16 protein-coding genes and 1 tRNA gene are annotated in these 24271 nt (G+C 25.2%); 12 read left to right on the top strand and 5 right to left on the bottom strand.

Annotated features, from left to right (window positions below):
• Positions 1-13 precede the first annotated feature (13 nt).
• The 12 genes from T388_RS03885 (at position 14) to T388_RS0102025 (ending at position 17473) form a co-directional block, all read left to right on the top strand.
• Positions 14-2425, top strand: coding sequence for an MAG1360 family OppF-related protein (locus T388_RS03885; protein ID WP_027120674.1), 2412 nt, complete (start codon positions 14-16; stop codon positions 2423-2425).
• A 168-nt stretch (positions 2426-2593) separates the two neighbouring features.
• Positions 2594-5080 (top strand): valine--tRNA ligase, encoded by a 2487-nt coding sequence (locus T388_RS0102075; protein ID WP_027120673.1) that lies wholly within the window; start codon positions 2594-2596, stop codon positions 5078-5080.
• Complete coding sequence (locus T388_RS0102070; RefSeq protein WP_027120672.1) at positions 5080-5937, top strand: bifunctional 5,10-methylenetetrahydrofolate dehydrogenase/5,10-methenyltetrahydrofolate cyclohydrolase; 858 nt, start codon at positions 5080-5082, stop codon at positions 5935-5937. The genes T388_RS0102075 and T388_RS0102070 overlap by 1 nt, the downstream gene beginning before the upstream one ends.
• 125 nt (positions 5938-6062) lie before the next feature.
• Positions 6063-7163, top strand: coding sequence for a redox-regulated ATPase YchF (ychF, locus tag T388_RS0102065; RefSeq protein ID WP_027120671.1), 1101 nt, complete (start codon positions 6063-6065; stop codon positions 7161-7163).
• Positions 7164-7173: 10 nt separating this feature from the next.
• Positions 7174-7247: transfer RNA gene (locus T388_RS0102060), tRNA-Trp, on the top strand.
• Positions 7248-7532: 285 nt separating this feature from the next.
• Positions 7533-9911, top strand: a complete 2379-nt coding sequence (locus T388_RS0102055) for a P68 family surface lipoprotein (protein ID WP_027120670.1) — start codon at positions 7533-7535, stop codon at positions 9909-9911.
• 63 nt (positions 9912-9974) lie between these two features.
• Entirely contained in the window at positions 9975-11450 is a 1476-nt protein-coding gene (locus tag T388_RS03820; RefSeq protein WP_051586195.1) for a hypothetical protein, read from the top strand.
• 17 nt (positions 11451-11467) lie between these two features.
• Positions 11468-13555, top strand: coding sequence for an ATP-binding cassette domain-containing protein (locus tag T388_RS0102045; RefSeq protein ID WP_051586194.1), 2088 nt, complete (start codon positions 11468-11470; stop codon positions 13553-13555).
• Positions 13542-14624: a carbohydrate ABC transporter permease gene (locus T388_RS0102040; protein WP_027120668.1), complete on the top strand. Its 1083-nt coding sequence runs from the start codon at positions 13542-13544 to the stop codon at positions 14622-14624. Before T388_RS0102045 ends, T388_RS0102040 begins: the two co-directional genes overlap by 14 nt.
• Entirely contained in the window at positions 14557-15534 is a 978-nt protein-coding gene (locus T388_RS0102035; RefSeq protein WP_027120667.1) for a carbohydrate ABC transporter permease, read from the top strand. Before T388_RS0102040 ends, T388_RS0102035 begins: the two co-directional genes overlap by 68 nt.
• Positions 15535-15536: 2 nt before the next feature.
• Positions 15537-15815 (top strand): hypothetical protein, encoded by a 279-nt coding sequence (locus tag T388_RS0102030; protein ID WP_027120666.1) that lies wholly within the window; start codon positions 15537-15539, stop codon positions 15813-15815.
• Positions 15816-15823: 8 nt separating this feature from the next.
• Positions 15824-17473, top strand: a complete 1650-nt coding sequence (locus T388_RS0102025) for a hypothetical protein (RefSeq protein WP_027120665.1) — start codon at positions 15824-15826, stop codon at positions 17471-17473.
• Positions 17474-17706: 233 nt separating this feature from the next.
• Here the strand turns inward: T388_RS0102025 and T388_RS0102020 are convergent, their stop codons facing one another.
• From T388_RS0102020 to T388_RS0102000, 5 genes are read right to left on the bottom strand one after another with little or no spacing between them, the layout of a single operon-like run.
• Positions 17707-18180 carry a hypothetical protein gene (locus T388_RS0102020; protein ID WP_027120664.1) on the bottom strand — a complete coding sequence of 158 codons (474 nt, stop codon included), beginning with the start codon at positions 18178-18180 and terminating at the stop codon, positions 17707-17709.
• Positions 18170-20839, bottom strand: a complete 2670-nt coding sequence (locus T388_RS03700) for an ATP-binding cassette domain-containing protein (protein WP_051586193.1) — start codon at positions 20837-20839, stop codon at positions 18170-18172. The genes T388_RS0102020 and T388_RS03700 overlap by 11 nt, the downstream gene beginning before the upstream one ends.
• Positions 20826-21914, bottom strand: a complete 1089-nt coding sequence (locus T388_RS0102010; protein WP_036456858.1) for an ABC transporter ATP-binding protein — start codon at positions 21912-21914, stop codon at positions 20826-20828. Before T388_RS0102010 ends, T388_RS03700 begins: the two co-directional genes overlap by 14 nt.
• An 8-nt stretch (positions 21915-21922) precedes the next feature.
• A complete protein-coding gene (locus T388_RS0102005; protein WP_027120662.1) occupies positions 21923-23182 on the bottom strand; it encodes an ABC transporter permease in 1260 nt (419 codons plus the stop codon).
• A complete protein-coding gene (locus T388_RS0102000; RefSeq protein WP_027120661.1) occupies positions 23182-24246 on the bottom strand; it encodes an ABC transporter permease in 1065 nt (354 codons plus the stop codon). Before T388_RS0102000 ends, T388_RS0102005 begins: the two co-directional genes overlap by 1 nt.
• Between the last annotated feature and the right edge of the window lie 25 nt (positions 24247-24271).

Raw genomic sequence — 24271 nt, 5'->3', positions numbered from 1 at the left:
ATACTTTATAACTATGAATAAAAGAAAAATATTTAGCTTTCAAAAGTGTTTTATTAAAAAAAATGAAGAATTTGTTGTAATACCCAAAATAGATATTTATGAGAATGTTCCTGCAGCTATATGAGTTGTTGATAATTCAGATACATTTTTTAAGAATAATTTTTTTAATATTTTATCTTCAGAAGATGCAATTTCAACTAGTTTTAGTTATGATAAAAAAAGTATTATTAGAGATATTTATTACAATAAATGAAATAAATTTAATAAAATGGATTTTTTTAATATGTCCAGTGATGAACAAAATGATTATAAAATTCCATTAATAGATAAAATTAGTGAATTAAAAAAATATTATGAATGTCCAGAAGAAAAGCTAATTGAATTGGAAAACACTTTAAAAAAATATAATTTTCCAATTAGAATGTTAATATTTTCTATTTTAAATAGTAATGTTTTTTCAATTATGGAAGAATATAAAAAGCAAAAAAACGAGTATGATAAGTATGTTAAAAGTTTAATTAAAAATTTAAGTACAAGTGATTTAAATTTAGCACAAAACAATATAAAAAAATTCAAGGAAATCGAAAATTTATTTTTTGAAAATACACTAAAAAAGTTATTTGATATTTTTGATTTTTTCTTTTCAAAAATGCGCTTATATTATCAACAATCAAAAAATAATATAGAGTTTTTGTGTGAAGAAAAAATAAAATATTTAAAAGAGGAAATAAATGTTTTTAAAAAAATTAAGCATAATTCGCGCGATGCTATTTTGAATCAATTCAAGATTAGAGATTTAAAGCAATCAAACATTGTTTTACACCAAATTTTAAAAGAAATTAATTACAATTCAAAAGAAAGCTTGGATTACTTGATTCATTTTTATAATAAAAGTTCTGAAATAAGTGCTAAAAAAATGACTTATGTTGAAAAAAATTCTTTACAATACCAATACATTGCTAAACAAATGCTTTTAGAAAATTATGTTGTCAAATTTTTAACGAGAAATAAAAAGTTTTTGTCTTTTTTAGATATTGAATTTATTGATGAAATTAAAACTAATTTAGATTTTCAAATTAAATTATTTATTAATAACAATTTATCATCGTCAAACATTCTTCAAAAAAATTTTTCAATACAAAAAGTAAAAAGAATTATTCAAAATGAATTTTATTTTAAATTAGAAAATTATAAAGCTCATTCGAGAGCAAAATACGATCAAATAATAGATTTAATTAATCAAAATAAAGAAAAAATAGAATTTTTAAAACATAAAAAAAATTCATATAGCACACTAAGTGAATACGATAGCTTTATTAACTCTTTAAATATAAAATTATCTAATGCTGAAAGTGAACAAAAATGAAAGTTAAATAGATTAAAAGAAAAATATTACAAAAACATTAAAAATAATAAGTTAGAGAAAATTTTTTCAAGCATAAATGAAATAATTAAATATATAAATAAGAATAATAGAAAAATTTCTTCATTCAAATTTTTATGAAAAAATTTTAAAGGTAATAAGACGTTAGAAAACAAAAATAAAATATTAAATTTAGCTGATACATTACATAAGAATTCTGATCACTTTTCATCACTTAATTTTATGTTTAATTATTTAGATTATTTAAAAAATGCATTATTTTCTAATAATTTAAATATTAAAAAAGTAATCCAAGATTTTGATATATTATTCAATTTAATAGACATTTTGGGCAAAGTTTCAATATCGTTAAATAGTCTTATAAAACCTTTTGTCAATATTACACATATTAACAAGTTAAAAATTAATTTTATGTCATTAATTTCTAGAAGACCGAAATTAATAGTTATTGTTGATGATTTAGAATTAAAAAACAAAAAAATTAAAAATGAATTTTTAAAAATAGCTTATGACATTTGTGATTCTAAAAATATTACATTATTTTTTGTTAGTTCTGATTTAGAATTAATTGTAAAAAATAATTTTAAATATATGTATGCATGTAATAAAAATGGTCTATTAGAATATGGATTAACTTCTGCGATATTAAAGAAACCAATAAATTCCTTAGTGCAGAATTATATGAATAAAAGTAGTTTTTCTAATTCTCAAGAAACTCAAGATTTGTTTTTTTCAGAGCTATTTGATGTTGAGAATAATCATTTTATTTTTGCGACATCAAATTACATTAAAAATAAAAGTGTAAATAAAAATAATTTATCTAGTTTAATTGATATTAGCAATCAAGAAAAAACTTTGGAAAAACAAATTGATGATTTGGTTAATCCTTTTGATAAAAGTGTTGCAATTATTGCAGATTTTAAAATTGGTAAAAATAAACTTCCAAAAACTTCCAAAAATTTATTAAAAAAATATAATGAATATTTTAAAGAAAATAATAATATCAATTTAGATTTACCTTCTATTGATGACTTATATTAAAGTTGCAAAAATATTAAATTGCAACTTTTTTTAATTTATTTTCATTTAAAAAATGTAATATTTTATACTATTTTTAACTTAATAGTAATAATAAATATTATAATTAATAAATAAATATATGTAAGTATTGCACATTTATATGGGAAATTTAGATATATAGGAGTAAAAATGGAATTAGAAAAAATTTATAATCCTCAGCAATTTGAAAAGAAAATTGCTAAAAAATGAAAAGATAAAAAAATTTTTAGTAAACATGATGATAGTAAAAAACCCTTCACAGTTTTATTACCTCCACCAAATGTTACAGGTAAACTTCATATTGGTCATGCGCTTGATACTTATATTCAAGATACAATTATTAGATATAAGAAATTAAGTGGATATGATACTTTTTATATTGCGGGAATGGATCATGCAGGAATTGCAACACAAAGTAAAGTTGAAAGTACTCTTTTTGAAAAAGAAGGCTTAACAAGACATGATTTAGGAAGAGAACAATTTATTTCACGTATTTGGGAATGAAAAGAAGAATACGCAAAATTATTTAGAAAACAATGAGATTATTTGGGTTTAGCATTAGATTATCAAAATGAACGTTTTACGTTGGATAAAAAAAGTAATAAAGCAGTAGTTAAGGCTTTTGTTGAGTTATATAAAAAAGGACTCATTTATCGTGGTACAAGAGCAATAAATTGAGATCCCATGATTAAAACAGCTTTAAGTAATGTAGAAGTAATTAATAAACCAACTGAACAAAAGATGTATTATATTAAATATCCAATTGTAGATAGTGATGAATTCTTGACTATTGCAACTGTTAGAACGGAAACTATGTTAAGCGATGTTGCAATAATTTATAATCCAAATGATAAAAGATACAATAAATTGTTTAATCTAAAAGTTAGACATCCATTAACAAATAAAATAATTCCATTAATTGCTGATGAATATGCTGATATAAAATTCGGTAGTGGTTTAATGAAACTTTCAGCTCATGCTGAAGTTGATATAGAAATTATAAAAAAACACAATCTAGAAATAATTGAGACAATTGATAAAGATGGGCTTATCAATTGCCCTAATAGTGAATTTCATAAACTAACTCGCTTCGAAGCAAGAGAACAAATTGCTAATTTTTTACAAAAAAATAATTTGTTATTAAAAGTAGAAAATGTTGTATCGAATGTGGGTTATTCTGAGCGTTCTAAAGTTCCTGTAGAAATTTTGGTTATGCCACAATGATTCGTAAAAATGGATAAATTAGCAGATGATATTCTTCAGCATTTAAAATCCAATGATAGTGTTAAATTTTATCCTAATCGTTTCAGTAAGACATTGAAAACATGAATGTTAAATGTACATGATTGAACTATTAGTAGACAATTATGATGGGGTCATAGAATTCCTGCATGATATAAGGATAATGAGGTTAAGGTGCAAGAATCGTGTCCTGGTGAGGGTTGGGAACAAGATCCTGATGTTCTAGATACTTGATTTAGCAGTGGTTTGACACCATTTTCATTTTTGGGATGGCCAAATAAAAATGATAAATTATTGAAAAGATATTTTCCAACTTCATTGTTAGTTACAGGCTATGATATTATTTTTTTCTGAGTAGCACGAATGTACTTTTTTGGTTTAGAATTTATGAATAAAAAACCATTTAATGAAGTTTTATGCCATGGATTATTAAGAGATGCAAATGGTAAAAAAATGTCAAAAAGTTCCAATAATGGAGTTGATCCAATCGAAGTAATAGAGGCGAATGGTTCAGATGCCTTACGTTGATTTATGATTACCAATTTTTCACCTGGATTAGACATTAGATATTCTGAAGAAAAAATTAAATCAGCTTGAGCATTGTGCAATAAGATTTGAAATATTACAAGATATATTCAAAGTTTACCAAATGATAACAATAGTATTAATCCAGCAGATATTTGAATTAATAATAAACTTGTTAATTTGAAGAAAAAAATTGATAAGTCAATGAAAAATTATGAATTAACTGTTGTTGGTAGTGAATTATCTAAATTTATATATAATGATTTTTCATCATGATATATTGAATTATTAAAAATAATGCCAAGTAAAAAACAAGCATTAAACAATTTAAAAACATTATTGTTAATAGCTCATCCTTTTCTTCCTTTTTTAACTGATTATTTATTCAGTAATTTATTTAATGAAGAACTTTTAGAAAATGAATTTCCTAAATTAAAATTAAAAAATAATATTCAAAATAAAGATATAGATAATATTATTAATATTACTAATATTTTACGTAAATATAGGGAAAATAGAAAAATTAGTAAAAAAACTATTATTTATTATGATACTAATATAGAATTAAATGATTTTGTCATATCTTCAATTGAAAAACTTGCATTTTCACAAATAAAAGCTAATAAAGATTTGCTTTTTGTAGAAGGTGATTTGAATGTTTATATTTTAGAGGATGAAAGTACAAAACAAGATTATAAATTACAAGTGAAAGAAAAAATTGAAAAGTTAAATAGTGAAATTTTAAGGGCACAAAATATGCTAAATAATCCTAATTTTGTACAAAAGGCACCTGATTATAAAGTCAAAGAAGAACGAGATAAATTAGCAAAATTTAAAGAAGAATTAGCTAAATATAAGGAGGAATTATAATGAAAATTTTAGATGGAAAAACTATTGCTGATAAAAAGACTCTTGAATTAAAGAAAGAGTTTGATTATATTCGCGATGAATTAAAAAGAAAACCTATATTAGCTATTATTCAAGTTGGAGACAATAAAGCATCTAACCAATATATTAAATTTAAAATGAGAAAAGCTGAAGAGTTGGGAGTTGAAGTGAAACATTATCGTTTCAAAGAAACTGCCAGACAAAGAGAATTATTAAAAAAACTTGATGATATAAATGAAGAAGCAGATGGAATTATTGTCCAACTTCCTTTGCCAGAGCATTTATCGACACAAGTTATTTTAGATGCCGTTAGACATGAAAAAGATGTCGATGGTCTTTCAACAAGAAATGAATTTAATTTTTATAATAGTATTGAAAAAGAATTATCATTCGTTCCTGCCACAGCAATAGCTGTTTTAGATCTAATGAAAGAGTACAAAATTGAATTAGAAGATAAAAAAGTTGCAGTTATTGGTCGCTCTCATTTGGTAGGTAAACCTACAGCGTTTTTAATTAAAAAAGAAAAAGCAAATGTATCTACATTCAATAAAAATTCAGGAATTAAAGGTGTTGAAAATGCTGATATAGTTATTGTTGCAACAGGTGAAGCACAAATGCTCAAAAAAGAAAATATTAAAGAAAACGCGATTGTTATTGACATTGGAGCTAATTTTGTTGAACACAACGATAAATCAATACTTGTAGGTGATGTTGATATTGAAGGACTTGAAGGGTATATAAGTGCATTAGCTCCTGTACCAGGTGGTGTTGGCCCTTTAACAGTAGTTAGTTTATTTAGTAATTTAGTGAAAGCTATTAAACACAACGAAGATATTTAATTAATTAGACAAATTATTATTTGTCTTTTTTTATTGTTTATATAACTCGAATACGTTTAGTTTTTTAATATTTATTGTATTATTTATATACAAATAGTACTTGGATATTAAAAAAAGGGGGATATATGTCTTTAAAAGCTGGGATAGTCGGATTACCTAATGTTGGCAAGAGTACTTTATTTAGTGCGCTTACCAAATATCAAGTTGAAGCAAGTAATTATGCTTTTACAACTATTGAACCAAATATTAGTAGTGTTCCATTAAAAGATCCTAGATTATATGAATTAGCTAAATTAGTAAATCCAAATAAAATTGTGCCTGCAACGTTTGATTTTGTTGATATTGCGGGATTAGTGCAAGGTGCCAGTAGAGGCGAAGGATTAGGGAATAAATTTTTAGGCAATATTAGAGAAGTTGATGCTATTATTCATGTTGTTCGTTGTTTTAAAAATAAAGATATTATGCATGTGGCTAATGAAATAAATCCAATTAATGATAAAGACGTTATTAATATGGAATTAATGCTTGCTGATTTAGAAACAATTAATAATGTTATTTCAAGAATTCATAAAAAAGCTAAATCAGGTGATAAAATAGCTATTTTAGAAGAGAATTTAGCTTTAAAAATAAAAACATTACTTGAATCTAATCAACCAGCAAGAAATTTAAAAAATTTAAGTGAGGAAGAAAAAAAACTTCTAAAAGGTTATCATTTATTGACATCGAAACCTATGATTTATGTTGCTAATATGTCTAGTGAACAAATTGCTAATTATGAAAATGATGATTTATTTATAAAATTAAAAGAATCAATTGGCAATGAAACAAAAATTATTCCTATTTGCGTACAACTAGAAAGTGAAATAAGCCAATTAAATGAAAATGATATGAAAGAATGATTAGATTCATATAACATCAAATATAGTGGTTTAGATTTATTGACAAGAGAAGCTTTCGATTTATTAAATCTTAAAACTTATTTTACAGCAGGCGAAATAGAAGTTAAGGCTTGAGTTTTTCATAATGGGATGTTTGCTCCTCAATGCGCTGGCATTATTCATACAGATTTTGAAAAAAAATTCATAAAAGCTGATGTTATTAGTTATGATGATTATATAAAATATGAAGGCGAATTAGGTGCTAAAAATAATGGTAAAATTCGTAGTGAAGGTAAAAATTATATAATGCAAGACGGAGATGTTTGTCACTTTAAATTTGGCAAATAATCTTTTTTATGGGGGTTTAGTATAATGGTATTACTGCAGTCTCCAAAACTGTTTATAAGGGTTCGATTCCTTTAACCCCTGCCATATCGTAAAAACGACTACTATACATTTGAATGTATAGTTTTTTTATTTATGGAATTTTTTTTCATATAAAAAATAAAAAATTTCTCTTTTTTTACTTGCTTTTTTATTTTATTGTTGTTAATTATTATTATATTTAATATTAATAATTATATTGTTGATATAGTCAATGTTTAAGTTATAATTCTATTGATATTAGTTTTGTAATGTAATAATGAAAGTTAAACAACAATATTTGTATTACATCTAGTATTAGTTTATTTTTTAAATATTCTAAAGGAAGGTAAAATGAAAAAAACTAAAAAAATTGTCCTATCGTTAGGAACAACAGGAATTTTTGCACCTTTGATGGCTTTAGCAGCTATTAGTTGTAAAAAAACAGAAAGTCCCCAAGATAAAGTAGCTGCAGAAACTAAAAAAGTTATAGCTACAATTGCTGACAAATCTACTAAGGCAGCAGATGTTCTTTCAGACGATGAAGTTAAAGCGGCTATTAGTGGTTATGATACAGAAAAATATGATTTTGTTTTTAAATCGAAAGAAGTTGATTTAGCTAATGGTATTATTTCAGTTAGATATGAATTAACAAGCAAAGAAGATCCTACAATTAAGTATGAAACAACACTTAGAATTGACGGCTTTAAAAAGACAAAACCTTACAACAGGTATGCAAATGATAAATATGCATCTAATAAATTTGACCAAAATGCAGATGGTAAAATTAAAATAGGTGTTTCATTTTCAAATAAAAAATCGCAATGAAATGCTTTAGAAAAAATTATTGATACTTACAATAAAGTTATGAAAGATGTTGAAGGATATATTCCAGTTGCACTTGTATCGGCGGGTTCGGGATATGATGGTGCTGCACAAGATGTTGAACAAAAAATTGAAGCTAAGAATGCAACAGAATTGTATAATTTAACATTTAATTATCCAGGCCTAGCATCTACATTAGCAAAACAAGGTATGTTATTGAATTTATATGATAGAAATGAAGCAATTTCAACAGATTTATCAATTTTCAATCGTTCATTTGCACAAAGTAATTTTACAACAGCGAGAATTGTTAATGAAGGTTCATGAATGCTTCCTGCTGCAAAAAGTACAACTGTTTTAGGTGGAAATGGACCTGTTCTTTCTTATATTTTACAAACAATGGAAGAAAATGGTGCGACAATATCATTATCAAATTATCAACAAATTAAAGATAGCGCAGCAAGTGATATGGAAACGGTAAAATCAATTTGAGGTGATCCAGTTGATGCAACTAAAATGGCTGCATTAAATTTGAGTGGATATGTTGTTAATGATGACACATTAAAAGTTGGTCAAAACTTATTAGAATTTATTACAAAGGCACAAAAATTATTTGTGAATAGTGAAAAAGAAAATTCTCAATTACATATTTTAGGTATTGATGATGCAGCTGGTTTCGTTCAAACATTAGCATTTGCTTCAATTGATGCTGATACAAGTGAAATGTTTGTAAAATCTGATTTAACTAATAATGATAGAGAAATTAACTATAAACCTATAATGGAAGAACAATCATTAGTTGGTAAAAAAATGTCAGATATTTATCTAGCAATCAAGAGAGCTGTTAAATCAAATGCTTTGGTTTTAAATGAACCTGGGCAATATACTTCTGTAGATCAAAAACATCATAAATATGCGATGGGATTAGGTTCAACAGCTGGATATTTCCATAATTTTGAAAAAGATGATGCGACAAATAGTTCATATTTCTACAATGGAGAATCATTAGGTGATGATTTTTATCCTGTATTTAAAAACGATAATAAATTCGCCTTTAAAGACGGTAGACACACAAATTATTTTGATTTATCAACAGTATCTGAAGATCCTAATTTTGGATATAAATCAACAAATACAGAAACGGATACTAAATTAAATGAGGTATTTGCAAAACCTGAAATGCCTACTTCAAGTAATAATGAATTTGTTGCATTTATGGTAAGTGGATCTTTAAATGATAAAATGAATGAAATTTCAACTACTTATCCTAATGATTTTGTAAAAGTTGGTACTTTTAACAAATTTTATAAAGGTGAAAAAGCTGCTAATGAATTTACAATGTATGTTCGTTTTGGGAATGCAAATGGTAATTTAATATTAAAAACATTTGACAAAACTACATTATTAAATGAAAATGAATTATTTACTTTCTCATCACCAACGAAATGAGCAGAAACAGATAGATATAATGTTATCTATACTCAAGGACCTTCATTAATTGGTATTCATGCAAATGATGAAGAAGATAAAGCAACCAAAATGTTTGTTAAATTTCTAGTTTCAAATCAAGCACAAGCTGATTTAGAAAACAAAACACCGTGAGAATATTTTGGAGAAAAAGCTTCATATATTTTTCCAATTAATGGTTTTGAAAATGTTGATAATTCTGGTTTAGAAAATAGATATTTAGCTCAAGCTGCAAGTGATTTTTCAAATATTATTAAAAATCCTGATGAATATGTTTCGTATGAAGAATATGGTGGTCCTGATGCAGATGAATTTAGAAAACAATTTAGATCTGTATATACACAAATTTATACAAAACATAAAAATGGACAAGAAGCTGGAACTTATAAAGAACAAGTTATTGATGGTTTAACTACCGCGCTAGCAAATTTATTTAAATAATAAATAAAAAATACAATAAAGGCAATATTGATTATTGCCTTTATTAATCTAAAACGAGGTAAAATGAAAAAAAGAATTAAGAGCATATTTTTAACTACATCTTTAGTTGCACCGCTTTCTTCCTTTGCTATAGTTTCATGTAATAATAAAAATGATACTTATAAAGAAAAATGGATTAAATATGTTGAAAACAATATAAATAATTTATCTAATAATCTAAAAATATTAGATAATAACAAATTAATTCAATTACAAACTAATTTAAAAAATTTAAAAAATAAAAACATTTCTAAATCAGATTTTGATGTTGAATTAACCAAAATTAAACATTCTATATCTGAAGCCCAACAAATGATTAATAATGCATTAATTAATGGAAAAATTGTAAATTACAATAATATTCAATTAATAAGTGATTATGTTGAATTACCAATTAATATGAAAGATAAAAATATTGTATTACCTAAGGAAAAAATAAATTATATAAAAACAAATATTTTAGACAATGTTAATTTTCCAAACTTGGTGTTTAAAGATTCTTCTTTATCACTAAATTCATATTATTTAGATTTGGAATATGTTGAAAAAGCTAGTTTTATTATTGATGATTTATTATTAGTTGAGTTTATTTCTACTGACTTAAATAAAAAAATAAACCCAGACATCGGAATTAATGATCAAAATAAAAATTATCAAACTTCAAGAACTAATAAATATAAGTTATATATAAAAAATCAAAACAATTTATTTGATTGAGTTGAAGATTTTGAATATTCTAAACAAATTGATAATATTCAAATTCAATTGTCTAAACCTTCTGACTTAGAATATATTTATAATGATTATACAGATAACGAGATCATAATTGATTGAGACAATATCGCTAGCGGTTCATGATTTGAAGGTGAAATTCAATATTGAAAAGATGGCGATACACCTGTTATTAAAATTTTAAGTTTACCAAATAACAATAATGGCGATATTGGTAATGTTGAAGATTTGGTTACTATTAGAGTTCAAGGAATTGATACTCCTGAAAAAGCTGTTGGTGGTAATCCAGCATCTCCATTAGAATATAGTTTTGCTGAAATGTCTACAAAATTTGGAACTACAAATTTACCAGGGAAAGATAAGGAAAATCATTCTAATAATAATCAACCCGGAACTAGAGTAAGAGTTTTTTATAATGGTAAAGATACCTATGGTAGAGTTACAGGAGATATATTCTTTGGGAATCAATTTAACCATTCGTATAGTGTTGCAATTGTAAGAATGGGTCTTACACTGCCATATGCTGATACAATTGATTTAAGTTCTATATCTAATGATCAATTATTACAACATTATACTTATTACTTAATGGGAAAAGCAATGAAACACGCACAAGATAAGAAACTTGGATTTTTCAAAAACTTTAATACTCCAAGAGGTGTTTCAACAGTGATATATAAGAAAAAACCACATAATAGATACATGATTTTTACTGAAAATAACACACCTAATGTATTTCAATTTAAAGGTGTGTCTGCACAAAAGTAAAATAGAAAGAAACATTTATGAAAAAAAATAATCAATCAAACACAATTATTTATACTAAAAATAGTCTTCTTCAAGATGACGAAAAAGAATTCAATCGTCTTGTCGACGATATTTTGTCTTATGATAAGAATAAAAATAATGTACCTGCTATAGAATTAAAAAATGTTTATATTGATTTTGGTGAAACATTAGCAGTTGAAGATGCTAGTTTTAAAATTCCGGAAGGTTCATTAGTTACATTATTGGGTCCATCGGGCTCAGGAAAAACTACAACATTAAATGCTATTTCAGGTTTATTAACAATTACTAGTGGGAATGTTTTATTTAGAGGGCGTGATGTTACTAAACTTTCACCACAAAGAAGAAAATTGGGTTTTGTTTTTCAAAATTATGCTTTATATCCTCACATGAGTGTTTATGATAATATTGCATTTCCATTAAAAAATGATACTGAATGACAAAATAAATTTTTAACCAAAAAAATGAAAGCTAAACATAATATTAGAAATATCTATTTAAAATATTTAAAAGCCTCAAAACAGGAATTAGATAGTTTAGATAAGGCATTTTTAGTTTATGAACATATTGAAAAAAATGCTAAATTAGAATTAGATCAATATAGAATTTCATTAAAAGAAAAAGACAATATTGCATTTACTGAGTATAAAATGGCTAAAGTTCATTATGCAGCTACTCTAAAACAAATATCTGATCAAACAATTAAGACATATAAAAAGTCGAATAAACAATATAAATTTGATATGAATGAATTAAAAAACAATATCAAGTTTGCAAAAGCTAAAAATATAGATGATTCAGAATTAAAAGTTTCAGAATTTGTTCAAAACTTTGACATTAAAGTTTTAAAAGAAAGAAAAGTAAAAACAATTGATGAAGCAAACTCTAAAATATTAGAATTAGAAAAAATTCAAAATGAACTATTAGCCATTAATTATTTAGAATTAAAATTTGATTTACGTAAAAAATTCTTGTGAATTAGAAGAAAAATTATGAATATTTTGGCATATTATAGACATTTTGTTGGTATCGAAACTGCTGAAAAAAAATATGAACCATTAATTTTAGAGAAGAAAAGTATATATAAAAAAATTCACAAAGAAACAAAAAATGCATTGAAAAATGATGCAAAGTACAAAAGACTTGTTCGTAATGAAAAAAGAATGAAGAAAATTGCTTTGAATGAATATAAAAAACTTCAAGAAGAAATATATACTAAATACAACTTATTAGCAATTATTAAGGAAGATAAATCAAAAAGAAATCTTTCATTGACTAAAGAAGATCGCGATCTTATTTTAGAAAATGAAAAAGAAATAATTTCATTAAAAACAGCTATTCATAATGAAGTATTAGAAGTTGCTGAACGTGTTGAGATTTTAAAAATATTACAAAAAAAACCAACTAGACTTTCTGGCGGTCAACAACAACGTGTTGCCATTGCTAGAGCTATAGTTAAGAAGCCTAATATTTTATTAATGGATGAACCATTATCAAATCTTGATGCTAAGTTACGTATTTCTACTCGTCAATGAATTAGAAATATTCAACAAAAACTAGGTATTACAACTGTTTTTGTTACTCACGATCAAGAAGAGGCTATGTCAATAAGTGATATTGTTGTATGTATGTCAATGGCTAAGGTACAACAAATTGGTTCACCATTGGAACTTTATAATAAGCCAACCAACAAATTCGTAGCAAGATTCTTAGGAATGCCTGAAATGGCCATGCTAAAATCAACATATGACGGTAAAAAAATGAAAATTGTTAATTTTTCAACTACTAAAATTAAAATTCTAAATAATACAAGTAATAACTTTAGTGTTGGTGTTAGAGCAGAAGATTTCATTATTAAACAAGAAAATGAAAAACATGCATTTTCAGGTATTGTTAATGCTGTTGAAAATTTTGGTAAAGAAAGCAAATTAGTAGTCCATATTGAAAATTCTGGTGATGCTAATTTCTTGGTTGACAATAGATTACAATATAAACAAGGCGACACAATTTATTTTGATATTCCTTTAGATAGATTACATATTTTTGATGATATAACTGAGGAAAGGGTTGAATATGAACTTAAATAGTGTTTGAACTAAATTTACAAAAAGTAGTCCTTCTTTTCATCTTTTAGGTGCAAAAAAACAATCAAAGAAAAAAGTTCAAGCTCTTTCTGGTTCTATTGTTGATAAAGAAACACCTGCATGAAAACCACTATCATTATTAATACCAACGATTATAATAATTACATTTTTTACTATTATTCCATTATTTATTAATTTAAAATATGCTTTTTTTGATGAAAAACACATGATTGGAAAAGATACAACTTATCATTTTACATTTCAACATTTTATTGATTTGTTTAATGATCCAATTTTTGCGGTTGGTTTTCGCAATTCCATTATGTATGGATTAATAGTATTGCCTTTTGTTATGGCAATAAGTTTAATTATTTCTTCTGCCATTGCAAATGTTTATCGTAAGTGAGCGAGAGGAGTGTGACAAACCATCTTCTTCTTACCATATATTACAAGTATAGTTGCAGTTAGTTTAGCATTCTTTCAATTTTTTGAAAGAGACGGATTATTTAACAAAATGTTTGGTTTTTCAACTCCTTGATTGCAATCGACAGATAAATTTGGTTTTAAAGCACTTTTACCAATGTTGTTTCAAGGAATATGATCAGGCTTAGCATTTAATATTCTTATTTTTACAACTGCTATGCTTTCTGTAGACAAAAATTTATATCGTTCTGCTTCAATTGATGGCGTAGGAACTGTTAAACAATTTTTTCATATTACATTACCATCAATTAAATCAACAACGACTTTCTTAATCACAATGGGTATTATTGGCGGGATTAAAGTCTTTCCACTTGCACTTTTCCAAAATAACCCAACAGCCGCGTTAGATAATGGTGGTGCAACATTAATGCTTTATGTATATCGTTGAACAAGTGGTGCAAGATATGCAGCCGCTTCATCAGCTGCAATTGGTTTATTTGTAATTGGTATGATATACACAACAATTGTTAGAGGTGGATTTAACACGATAATGAAAGTATCGATTAACTTAGGAGAAAAAAATGTTTGGGATAAAATTAAAAATTCAGAAGTTATGATTAAATATCAAACTCAGAAAAAACAAAGATAAAACTGGTCAGCAAGTTAGAGAAACCTCTATTTTTGCTTTGGCTACATCCTTATTTTCAAAAATATTAATACTTTCATTCTTTGCATTAGTTGTTCTAGCACCATTTTTCTTTATGATATCAATTTCGTTAATGACGGACGATCAATCTGATGCTTTAAAAACAAGTCCTGATTATATACCACGTACTATTTCATGAATTAATTATTGAAAAGCAAGTCATACTAAAGCTGGTGCTGGAGGTTACTGATTATCTTTTGCTATTACTTTTACAAATGTATTGTTCTCAATAGTAACTAAAATATTTATTACAATGCTAGCTGGATATGCTTTTAGTATAAAAACATGAAAAGGTAAAAAAATACTTTGAAATTTATTTATTATGTTATTAGTATTACCCGAAGTTGCTTTATTGACTGGTCAATACATTGTTATAACTCGTTTAGATCAATACACTAATATTAAAAAAACTTTTATGGGTATTGTTGCTGTTATTGCTCTTCCATTTATTGCATCAATATTTAATGCTTTGATGTTTAGAAACGCTTTTGAATCAATTCCTTCAAGAATTAAAGAAGTAGCAATGATTGATGGTGCGGTTGGTCCACGTTATTTCTTTAAAATAGCAGCGCCAATGGTGACACCAACAACATTAACAATTATTATACTTACTGCTTTAGCTTCATGAAATTCATATTTATGACCAGCTTTAGTTTCAAGTAATCAATTTAGTGTTATGTCTGTATGAATCTTTAATGCAGGTGTTGATCCTGATCAACCTGACAAACATAAAGTAAATTTAAAAATGGCAGCAGCAGTTCTTGCTATTTTACCAATGTTTTTTACCTACTTTATTTTTAGAAAAAGAATTATGACTTCAATTTCAAGACAAGGAAGCACTATTAAGGGGTAGTTATGAAAAAAGCAAACATAAAAGTAAAAACAGTTGTTTGAGCTATTGCAACAGTTATTTCGATAATTATCTTAATATTAGGCTCTATTTTAGTGCATAATGCTTTATTTGTTTTAGAAGTTAGTAAAAAAGCAGATTTAAACTTTAAATTAATTAATGATGCTTATACAAAATTATCATACGGTATTGGAATAATTTTCTTTTCAATTATTGCGTGTTTAGTGGGTGGTTACATTTCATATGCAGGAATTAGAAGTTGAAATTATAATGCTATTTTATAGGAGGATATGTGAAAAAAAGATTTAAAAAAATATTATTGCCATTAGCAATTACAACAACTGGTATATTGCCAATTGCTACATCAAGTTGTTTTTTAACAATAGACCCTGAGGTAAAATACATTAATAATTTCATTAATAATAATGATATTGTAAAACGTCCTAAATTTGAAAGTGATAAAAATAATTTATCTTTAAATTCAACTATTAAAAATTCACAAATATATTTATCTAGTGAAGTGAGAGATGCAAAATATATAGGTCTTAATGAACACTTTTTTGATTTAAAAATGCAATTTACACTAGATAATTCAAAAATACTAAAATTACAAAATTTGAATAATATAACAAATGTTATAAGTTATTATTTAAAAGACACGCCTTTGAATTTTCAATATTTAAATATTGCTAATAGAATGTTTGACATTAGTTCAAACAAGGTAATAATTAAGGATTTTGTTAATGCTCAGAAACTACCATATGAATCAATTGATCGTTATTTTTTAAGTAAATTTTTAGATATTATTAACGATTCAAAAAACAAAACATTTGATCAAAAATATAAAGCATTTTTAAGAGGATTAATAGAAAATGGACTTAAATATGAAGCATCACCAAAAAAGGAATTTGGTATGCAAGTTTCAATGCCTCCTATTTATTTATTAGAGCAACAAAATAAAGGTTATACAGCAAAAACAGTAAATTATAAAGAAGAAGAAGAATATTATAATTTAGTGGAAAAAATTCGCAAAAAACAAATTGAACTTAATGCAAAAAAAAGGGATTTGACTGTTGAACAAATCAATAATGATATTAATAATCTAAAAAATAGACAAAAAGAAATTGAAAAAACAATAGTTGATATGATAAATAATCATGAAGATACTTCTGATAAAAAAATTGAGTTAAGCGAGGTTTTATATGATATAAATATAAAAAATATATCGCTTTCTGCTGTAAATAGTTCTGAAACTAAAAATGATATTGAACTTGAAATTGCATGACTAAAAAAAGTAGAAGAAGAATTAAGACAAAATTCGAATAATACATTAAAATTAATGCGTAAATCAATTTCTCCTAATAATCCTTTATTTCAAGAGTTTGTTAAAAATCCTATAGCTTTTTATAAAAATAAAATTTATCAAGAAAAATATTTTATAAATATGGATGAAGTTAAACAAGCTTTAAGTGATATAAAAAATGGTAAAAAACAATTTGCTTATATAAATGGAAAACGAGCAGATCTAAACGCATTAAATGATGTTAAAAAACAATTTGAAGAATTAATGAATTATGGAACAAGTTATGAACCTGTATTAAGAATGATAGGTTATATTCTATGATTTGCAACTAATGAGAAGTTACAATTAGGTTTACAATACGATAAATTAGAAAATAAATTCATTTATACAATGGAAGCTTATGATAAAACAGAAAATAAATGATTTATCTATGACGTATTTAAGGATCTTGATGAATTAAAGAAAAATATTAATTACAATTCAATTTCAAAATATGATACTTTGCCAACAAATTGATCTTGAGATTTACCTGCTAATAAAAATCTTGCAGTCAATAGAAATAAGCACATATCAGCAAACGAATATCAAGAAATTATAAAAGCTAATCGTAAAATTCGAGAATATTCTCATTTTAAATAGATTGTTTATTTAAATTAAATTATCAGTAGAGAAAACAAACTTTTTGGAGTTTGTTTTTTTATTTAATATTAAAAACTGAAAGTTCAAACTTAACATAATTAGATAAAATTTTGTTTTTTAAAAATCAATAATATCATTTTCCTATATACAGATAAAGTAAAAATTTGTTTTAATTTAACATTAAAAAATTAAAAAACATCAAGCACAATACTAGTGCTTGATGTTTTGTTTAATTATTTAGCTAATAAATATGAGGTTAATAATAACATTAAACCTATTGAAATTAATACATAGAAGAGTAAATTATTTTTTTTGATTTGCGTTTTTTCTTTTTTTAGTTGTAAATTATCATATTCTTTTTGTAATGTTTTAACTATAACTTTTTGTTCAGCAGTTTGAACTTTGTTTTTAGCTTGTTCCAGTTTATCTTTTAAACTATCTTCTTTTTGATTTTTATGGAATTTAAACATTGATGAACCAAAGCCATATCTAATGATAATTGTTAATAATGATAATGTTATTAATGTAATTCCAGCTATCATTGTTGAATCTGAAGTTATTTTATAAATATTGCCTTCATATCTATTTTTTGATTTAAATAAAAAGAAAGTAGTTATGCCAATTATTAAACTAACTAAAAATATGACACAAGAATATATAATTAATTTTTTATTTATATTAGTTTTTAGATATTCTTTAAATTTCATTTTGTTCTTTTTTAAGTTTTTTCTTTTTTAAACTTTTTCTTTTTGCTTCTTGTGCTTTTTCTTCGTTGCTTTTTCTTTTTGGTTTTTTAGTTTTAGCTTTGGTATTTTTTGATTTCTTTTTTTCTTGAATAGTAGAATGATTAAACGTTGTGTCTATTTTAGATGTTTCATTAATATTCTCAACATCTAAAATTTGTGTATATTCAATACCTGTAGGTATTTCATCATAACCATCAAAAGGTTTATGATTATTAATATTTTCAATAACTTTAAAGGTTTGGTTATTTGTCATATTAGAAAATTCTTCGATACCAAATGGTTTAATTCAATCATTAACTTGTTCTTTTGTGCCATATAAATGATGATTTTCTTCTACTAAAAATAATTCGGGAACTTTTGGATATTTTTGCGCTTCTAAATAATTTAATTCAAAATTAATATTTTCAAATTTTTCATTAGCATTAGAAATTTTAGGAATAGCTTTAAATAAATTAATTGTGTATGGATGCATAGGTTTAGCATATACGGTTTTTGTATCACCTGATTCAACAATTTTACCAAGATGCATTATTTGAACTCTATCAGCAATATATTCAATCATACTTAAATCATGGGCTATAAATACCATACCGATGTTTTTTTGCTCACATAAATCTTTAAGCAAGTTAACAACTTGAGCTTGAATAGAAATGTCTAATGAAGCAATTGGTTCATCAGCCACAATAACTTTAGGTTCGGTAATTAGTGCTCTTGCTATAACTATTCTTTGGCGTTGTCCACCTGAAAATTCATGTGGATAACGGTAGGCAAATTGTTTTAATAATCCAACATCTTCTAGAGCTTTGTAAATTGTTGTCTTGATTAAAAGATTTTTAATTAAAAATTTAGCGCGAATGTTAAATGTTAATTTATCAATAAATTTGTTAAATTTAGTATCTTTTTTATTATTATTAATTCCTAATAGGATTTCAATTGCTTTAATGTCTTTATTTAAATATTTAACTTCAATATTAAATGATTTTAATGTCATTAATTTTGTTTTTATTCTATTTTTATAAATTGAAATAATTTTTATTAATTCTTTGTATTTAGTTTTATCTTTGTTTTTAATTAGTTTTGCTTCATTTTCTAGTTTTTTGAAATAATTTTTTGATATTTCAATGAATTTTTTATCTGTGTATGATTGTGAACTCTTTAGTTCATTATATAAATTAGTTTCTTTTTCAATTTTTTCATCTAATTCATTAATAAGTTTTTCGTGTTCGTTAATATATGTTTCAACAATTTTATTATGTTCTGTTAAAGCTTTATCATATTTTTGTTTTGCCTCTTCAACATCTTGTTGTGAATATAAAGGAGTTAAATTATTTTTTGCCAATATTTCTTGATTTTTAATTTTTTTCTTTATGTCTGCAACATTTTCTTGATATTCAATATGATTTTGTAAATTTTTTAAACTATATTGTTCATAATCAAAATTAAATTTATTTTTCATCAAGGTTTTTAATTTATTTTTGATATTTTTTTCATATTTCACTTTTTCAAGGTGTTGAGTATAAAAATCTTTGGAATAGTTTTTAAGACTATTCATACACTCTTTTGTTTCAACAAAAGTTAAGTATTTAAGTTCTTTTTTAAGATTTTTAGCAATTGTATAAAGCATTTTATTTATTAATTGTTTTTTATAATTAAATAAATAGAATTCTAAATCATACGATTGCAAACTTTGTAGTTTATTAATTTTGTAGTCATTTTTAAATTCTTCAACGTAATTATTAAATGTATTTATATTGCTAATTTGTGAATTTTCAAATTCTTCTTTTAATTCTTTTAATTCTTTTTCATAAGATTTTATTAATTGTTGTGCTTTATCAGTTTCAAGAGAAATTTTGCTTAATTTTAATACATATTCATAATTTCTTTTAGCATTTATTAATTCGCTTTCATCTGTATAAAGATTTCCTTCACGATAATCTTTTTGTTTTTCATAGTAGAAATTAATTAAGTCATCTGTATTAAAGTACATATTGTCAACAATTTTACTTTCCATATTTTGTTTTTCTTCTAGATAATTGTAGAAGATATTAAAATTGTCTTCGTAATTTACTTCTTCATTATATTGATAATTGTCAAAATTTTGAGTCCATGTTGGGAAAAAATCTTTAGCTAACGAGTTAATTGAAACAAGATTATGAATTAACAAATTTTTATAACGTTTTTGAAAAGTGTAATAAAAATTGTCTTTTATTTCAATTCAATCGTTAAAAATATCTTTAATTCTGTTTTTAATGATTCCGTTAACAATTAAAGGTTCTTTTAAAGTAGAATATACAGTTTTTTGTCCATTTAATGCTGCGTGAGGATCTTGAAAAATCATTTGAATGTTTCTTCTTAAAAACTTTCTTTGATTTTTTGTAAGTTTTTTACCTGAAATAATTTTGCCATCTAATGTTACAAAACCGTTAAAGTCCTCATATAGTCTTAATAATGATCTACCAACAGTTGTTTTACCACTACCTGATTCACCAATTAAACCAACTATTTCACCTTCAAAAACATTGAATGATACATCATCAACAGCTTTATTTATTATTCCGTTATTTGTAAAATACTTTCTTAAATTTTGTATATCTAAAATAGATTTATTACTCTTTTTCATCTTTAAATACCTCTTTAAAACTATTAAGTCTAATCTCTAGTTCTTCTAATTTTTTTACTTTAGGACTATCAGGGTGTAATAATCAAGTTGCTGCTGAATGGTGTTTATTAATTGGAATTAATGGTGGTTCTTTATAAAAATCTATTTCTAAAGCATAATCATTTCTAGGAGCAAATGGATCACCTAATGGTAAATTAGCCATATCTGGCGGTGTACCATCAATTGAATATAATCTACTTTGACTATTTTCAGGAATTGCTGAAATTAAAGCTCATGTATAAGGATGTCTTGGATCAGTAAAAATATCTTTTCTAGTTCCTCTTTCAACTATTTTTCCAGCATACATAACATAGATGTAATCACAGAATTTTGCAACCACACTAATATTGTGGCTAATTAAAATAATTGAGATATTCATATCTTTTCTAATTTGTTCAAATAAAGCTAAAACACTTGCTTGAACAGTTGGGTCTAAAGCCGTAGTTGGTTCATCAGCAATTATAAGTTTTGGTTTTAAAGCCACAACCATGGTAATTACAACACGTTGTTTCATTCCACCACTTAAAGTGTGTGGATATCGATAATAAACTTGCTCTGCATCTCTAATACCAAATTGCTTTAATAAGCCTATTAGATAATCTTTTTTGTCTTTTTGATTTTTCTTTTTTCATTCTTTATTAAGATTTAATGCATCCAAAAGTTGAGCTCCAATTTTTCTTGTTGGATTTAAAGATGTTAAAGGATCTTGTGGAATATATCCTATATATTGTCCTCTAATATTTTGTCACATTTTTTCGTGTTTAATTTTGTTTAAATCTAAATCTTCAATTTGCATTTCATCAGCAACAGTTGTTGCGTTTTCATTAACATTAATCAGAGATTTAGAAGTAACGCTTTTTCCACTACCTGATTCCCCCACAAGGCCTACAATTTGTGCTCTTTTTATATCTAAGTCAATGCCTCTAATAATACGTAATGTTCTTTTATGTCCTGTTTTAAAATCCACTCTTAAGTTACGAACTTTAAGAAGCATATTATCGGTTAATTCATTTGTTTTAATTGAATCTAATTTCATATTGACCTCTATCTACTTGTTTTAATAACTCTTGGATCTAATGCATCATGCAATCCAACAGCAATAAATTGTAAGCTTAGTGAAAGTGTTAATAATATTGTGGCAGGTAAAATCATTACTCAAGGGTTGGTATCTGCTAATTTTGTGTTATTAATCATAAAGTATCCTAAATTTGCTGAATTACTATCTTGATAGAAACCTAAGAATGCAAGTGAAGCAATTGTTAAAATTATTGAAGGAATACGACGTACATAGTTCATTGCTAATTTACCAATAATAGCTGGTAATGCATGCATAAAAATTTGTCTTTTTGTACTTGCTCCAACACTTTTAGCAGCAATAATGTATTCTTCATCTTTAACTGTTATTATAAACATACGTGTTGTACCAATTGGTCATGTTCATCCAACAAATAACAACCCTAAAATTAATACTATGTTAGATGGTCCTCAAATGGAAACAAACATTAATAGTCAAATAATTGAAGGTGGACTTTGGAATATTTCAATTATACGCATCATAAATGTATCCAAAGATTTTCCAGCATGGAAACCTAAGTATGCACCCACAAAAACACCTATTAATGTTTCAATTGAAGCAACAACTAAAGCTACTCAAATTGATTCTAGCGCTCCTTTTCAAACAGTTGTTCAAATGTCAACACCTAATTCAGTGGTACCAAATATTGGTCTAAAGTTTGGCAATTTAGCAGTTACTTCTGCAACTAAAGCAGGTGTAATTGTTTCGCCTCTACTTTGAGCATTAGTTAATTGTCCTAATATTCAAGCTCCATCTCAATAATTGTAATAATTTAATTTTATTATTGATGGTGTAAGTTTTTCATAGTCAGTAATATAATCTTTTAAATATTTTGAAAAATCAACACCATCGTTTAATTTTTCACCTAGCATCAGTTGTGTTCTATGAATTATAGAACCGTTAGATGTTTCAATAATAGGTTTAAAAATTGGCGGTAGACTATTTATGTCTGTTGTTTTATATTCATTTTGTCAATAAAAATCAACTTTTTTAACAGCTGGCAATGGACTTGTTGTGGTAATTACAACAGCTGCAATCATTAAGGCTATAAAAGTTATAAATGCTATTAAAACAGCTGGATTCTTAAAAAATCTCTTAATAACTTCAATAGCTAAAATTTTAGGCTTTCCAGCAATAGAATTAGAATTCTTTTTGTCTTTAGCAAGTTTTATTTTATTAATGAATTCTTGTGTTAACTTATATTGATGATTAAAATCATTACTATTCATTAATTATTTCCTCCTTGCTTTAATAATATTTTTGCTTCTTTTTTTCTTGATAAATATGCCTTAAATATTTCTAAATAATTTAAACCTGAACTTTTTTCATACTGAATTCTTGGATCTATTAATGCATAAGTTATATCAACCACTATCTCAGTTACTAATGTTAATGCTGTAAAAAATATTATGTTAAACATAACAACATCAATTTCCCCTTTCGGGAATGCTTCTGCAATAATTGTGGCAGATCCTGGAATACCTCAAAATTTTTCTACAATAATACTTCCGCTTAATAAAACAATATAACTTGGAATAATAATTGCAGCAAGAGGTATTGAAATATTTCTAAAAACGTATTTTTTAAAAATTTCTAAATTACTTAATCCTTTTGTTTTAGCTATTAATATGTAATTACTAGTTAGAACTGTAACGACTTGATTACGAGCATATAAAGTATAAACTGCTAATGAGCCAAGCGTAACTACTAATATAGCAGGTAAAATAGATAAAATAGTATCATTTCAACCATCTGTTGCTCCATATGGTGATTTAAATTCTGTTGGTAGAATACCTCTGAATAAATTAATAACAAAAGGAGCGATTATAAATGATGGTATAGCTATAAAAATTAAAACAAATATATTTATTATGTTATCTATTAATTTGCCGCGTTTATAACCTGCTAAAACTCCCAACATTGAACCTAGTAAAGCACTAATGATAAATGCAGGTAATGAAACCATAATTGATCATTTTAGTGGCTTAAAGAATAATTGTGGAATAGTTTTAGCATCTAAATTATTGGCAATTGATGACATTAAATAAAAATGACCTCAATTTCCTTGTAGTATTCTTCACAAATATTGAGCTAGCATTAATAATCTAGGTTGATTTTTATATTGATTACTAAGCTCTTCTATTATTTTTTTTGTTTTTGCATCTGTAACATGTCCTAATGCTACCTCATAAGGATTTTTACCAAAAGTAATAATTAATGTGTAAGAGAAAACAATGATAATAAAAAGAGTTAAAATTGCTAACAATACACGTTTTATTGAATATCTAATCATGTTTTTCCATTCTATATAAAAATAA

This window comes from Mycoplasmopsis lipofaciens ATCC 35015, from assembly GCF_000686585.1.
In the GTDB taxonomy this organism is placed as follows: domain Bacteria; phylum Bacillota_I; class Bacilli_A; order Mycoplasmatales; family Metamycoplasmataceae; genus Mycoplasmopsis; species Mycoplasmopsis lipofaciens.
Note: the sequence above shows the minus strand (reverse complement) of the source record. Positions and strands in the feature narration are given on the sequence as shown.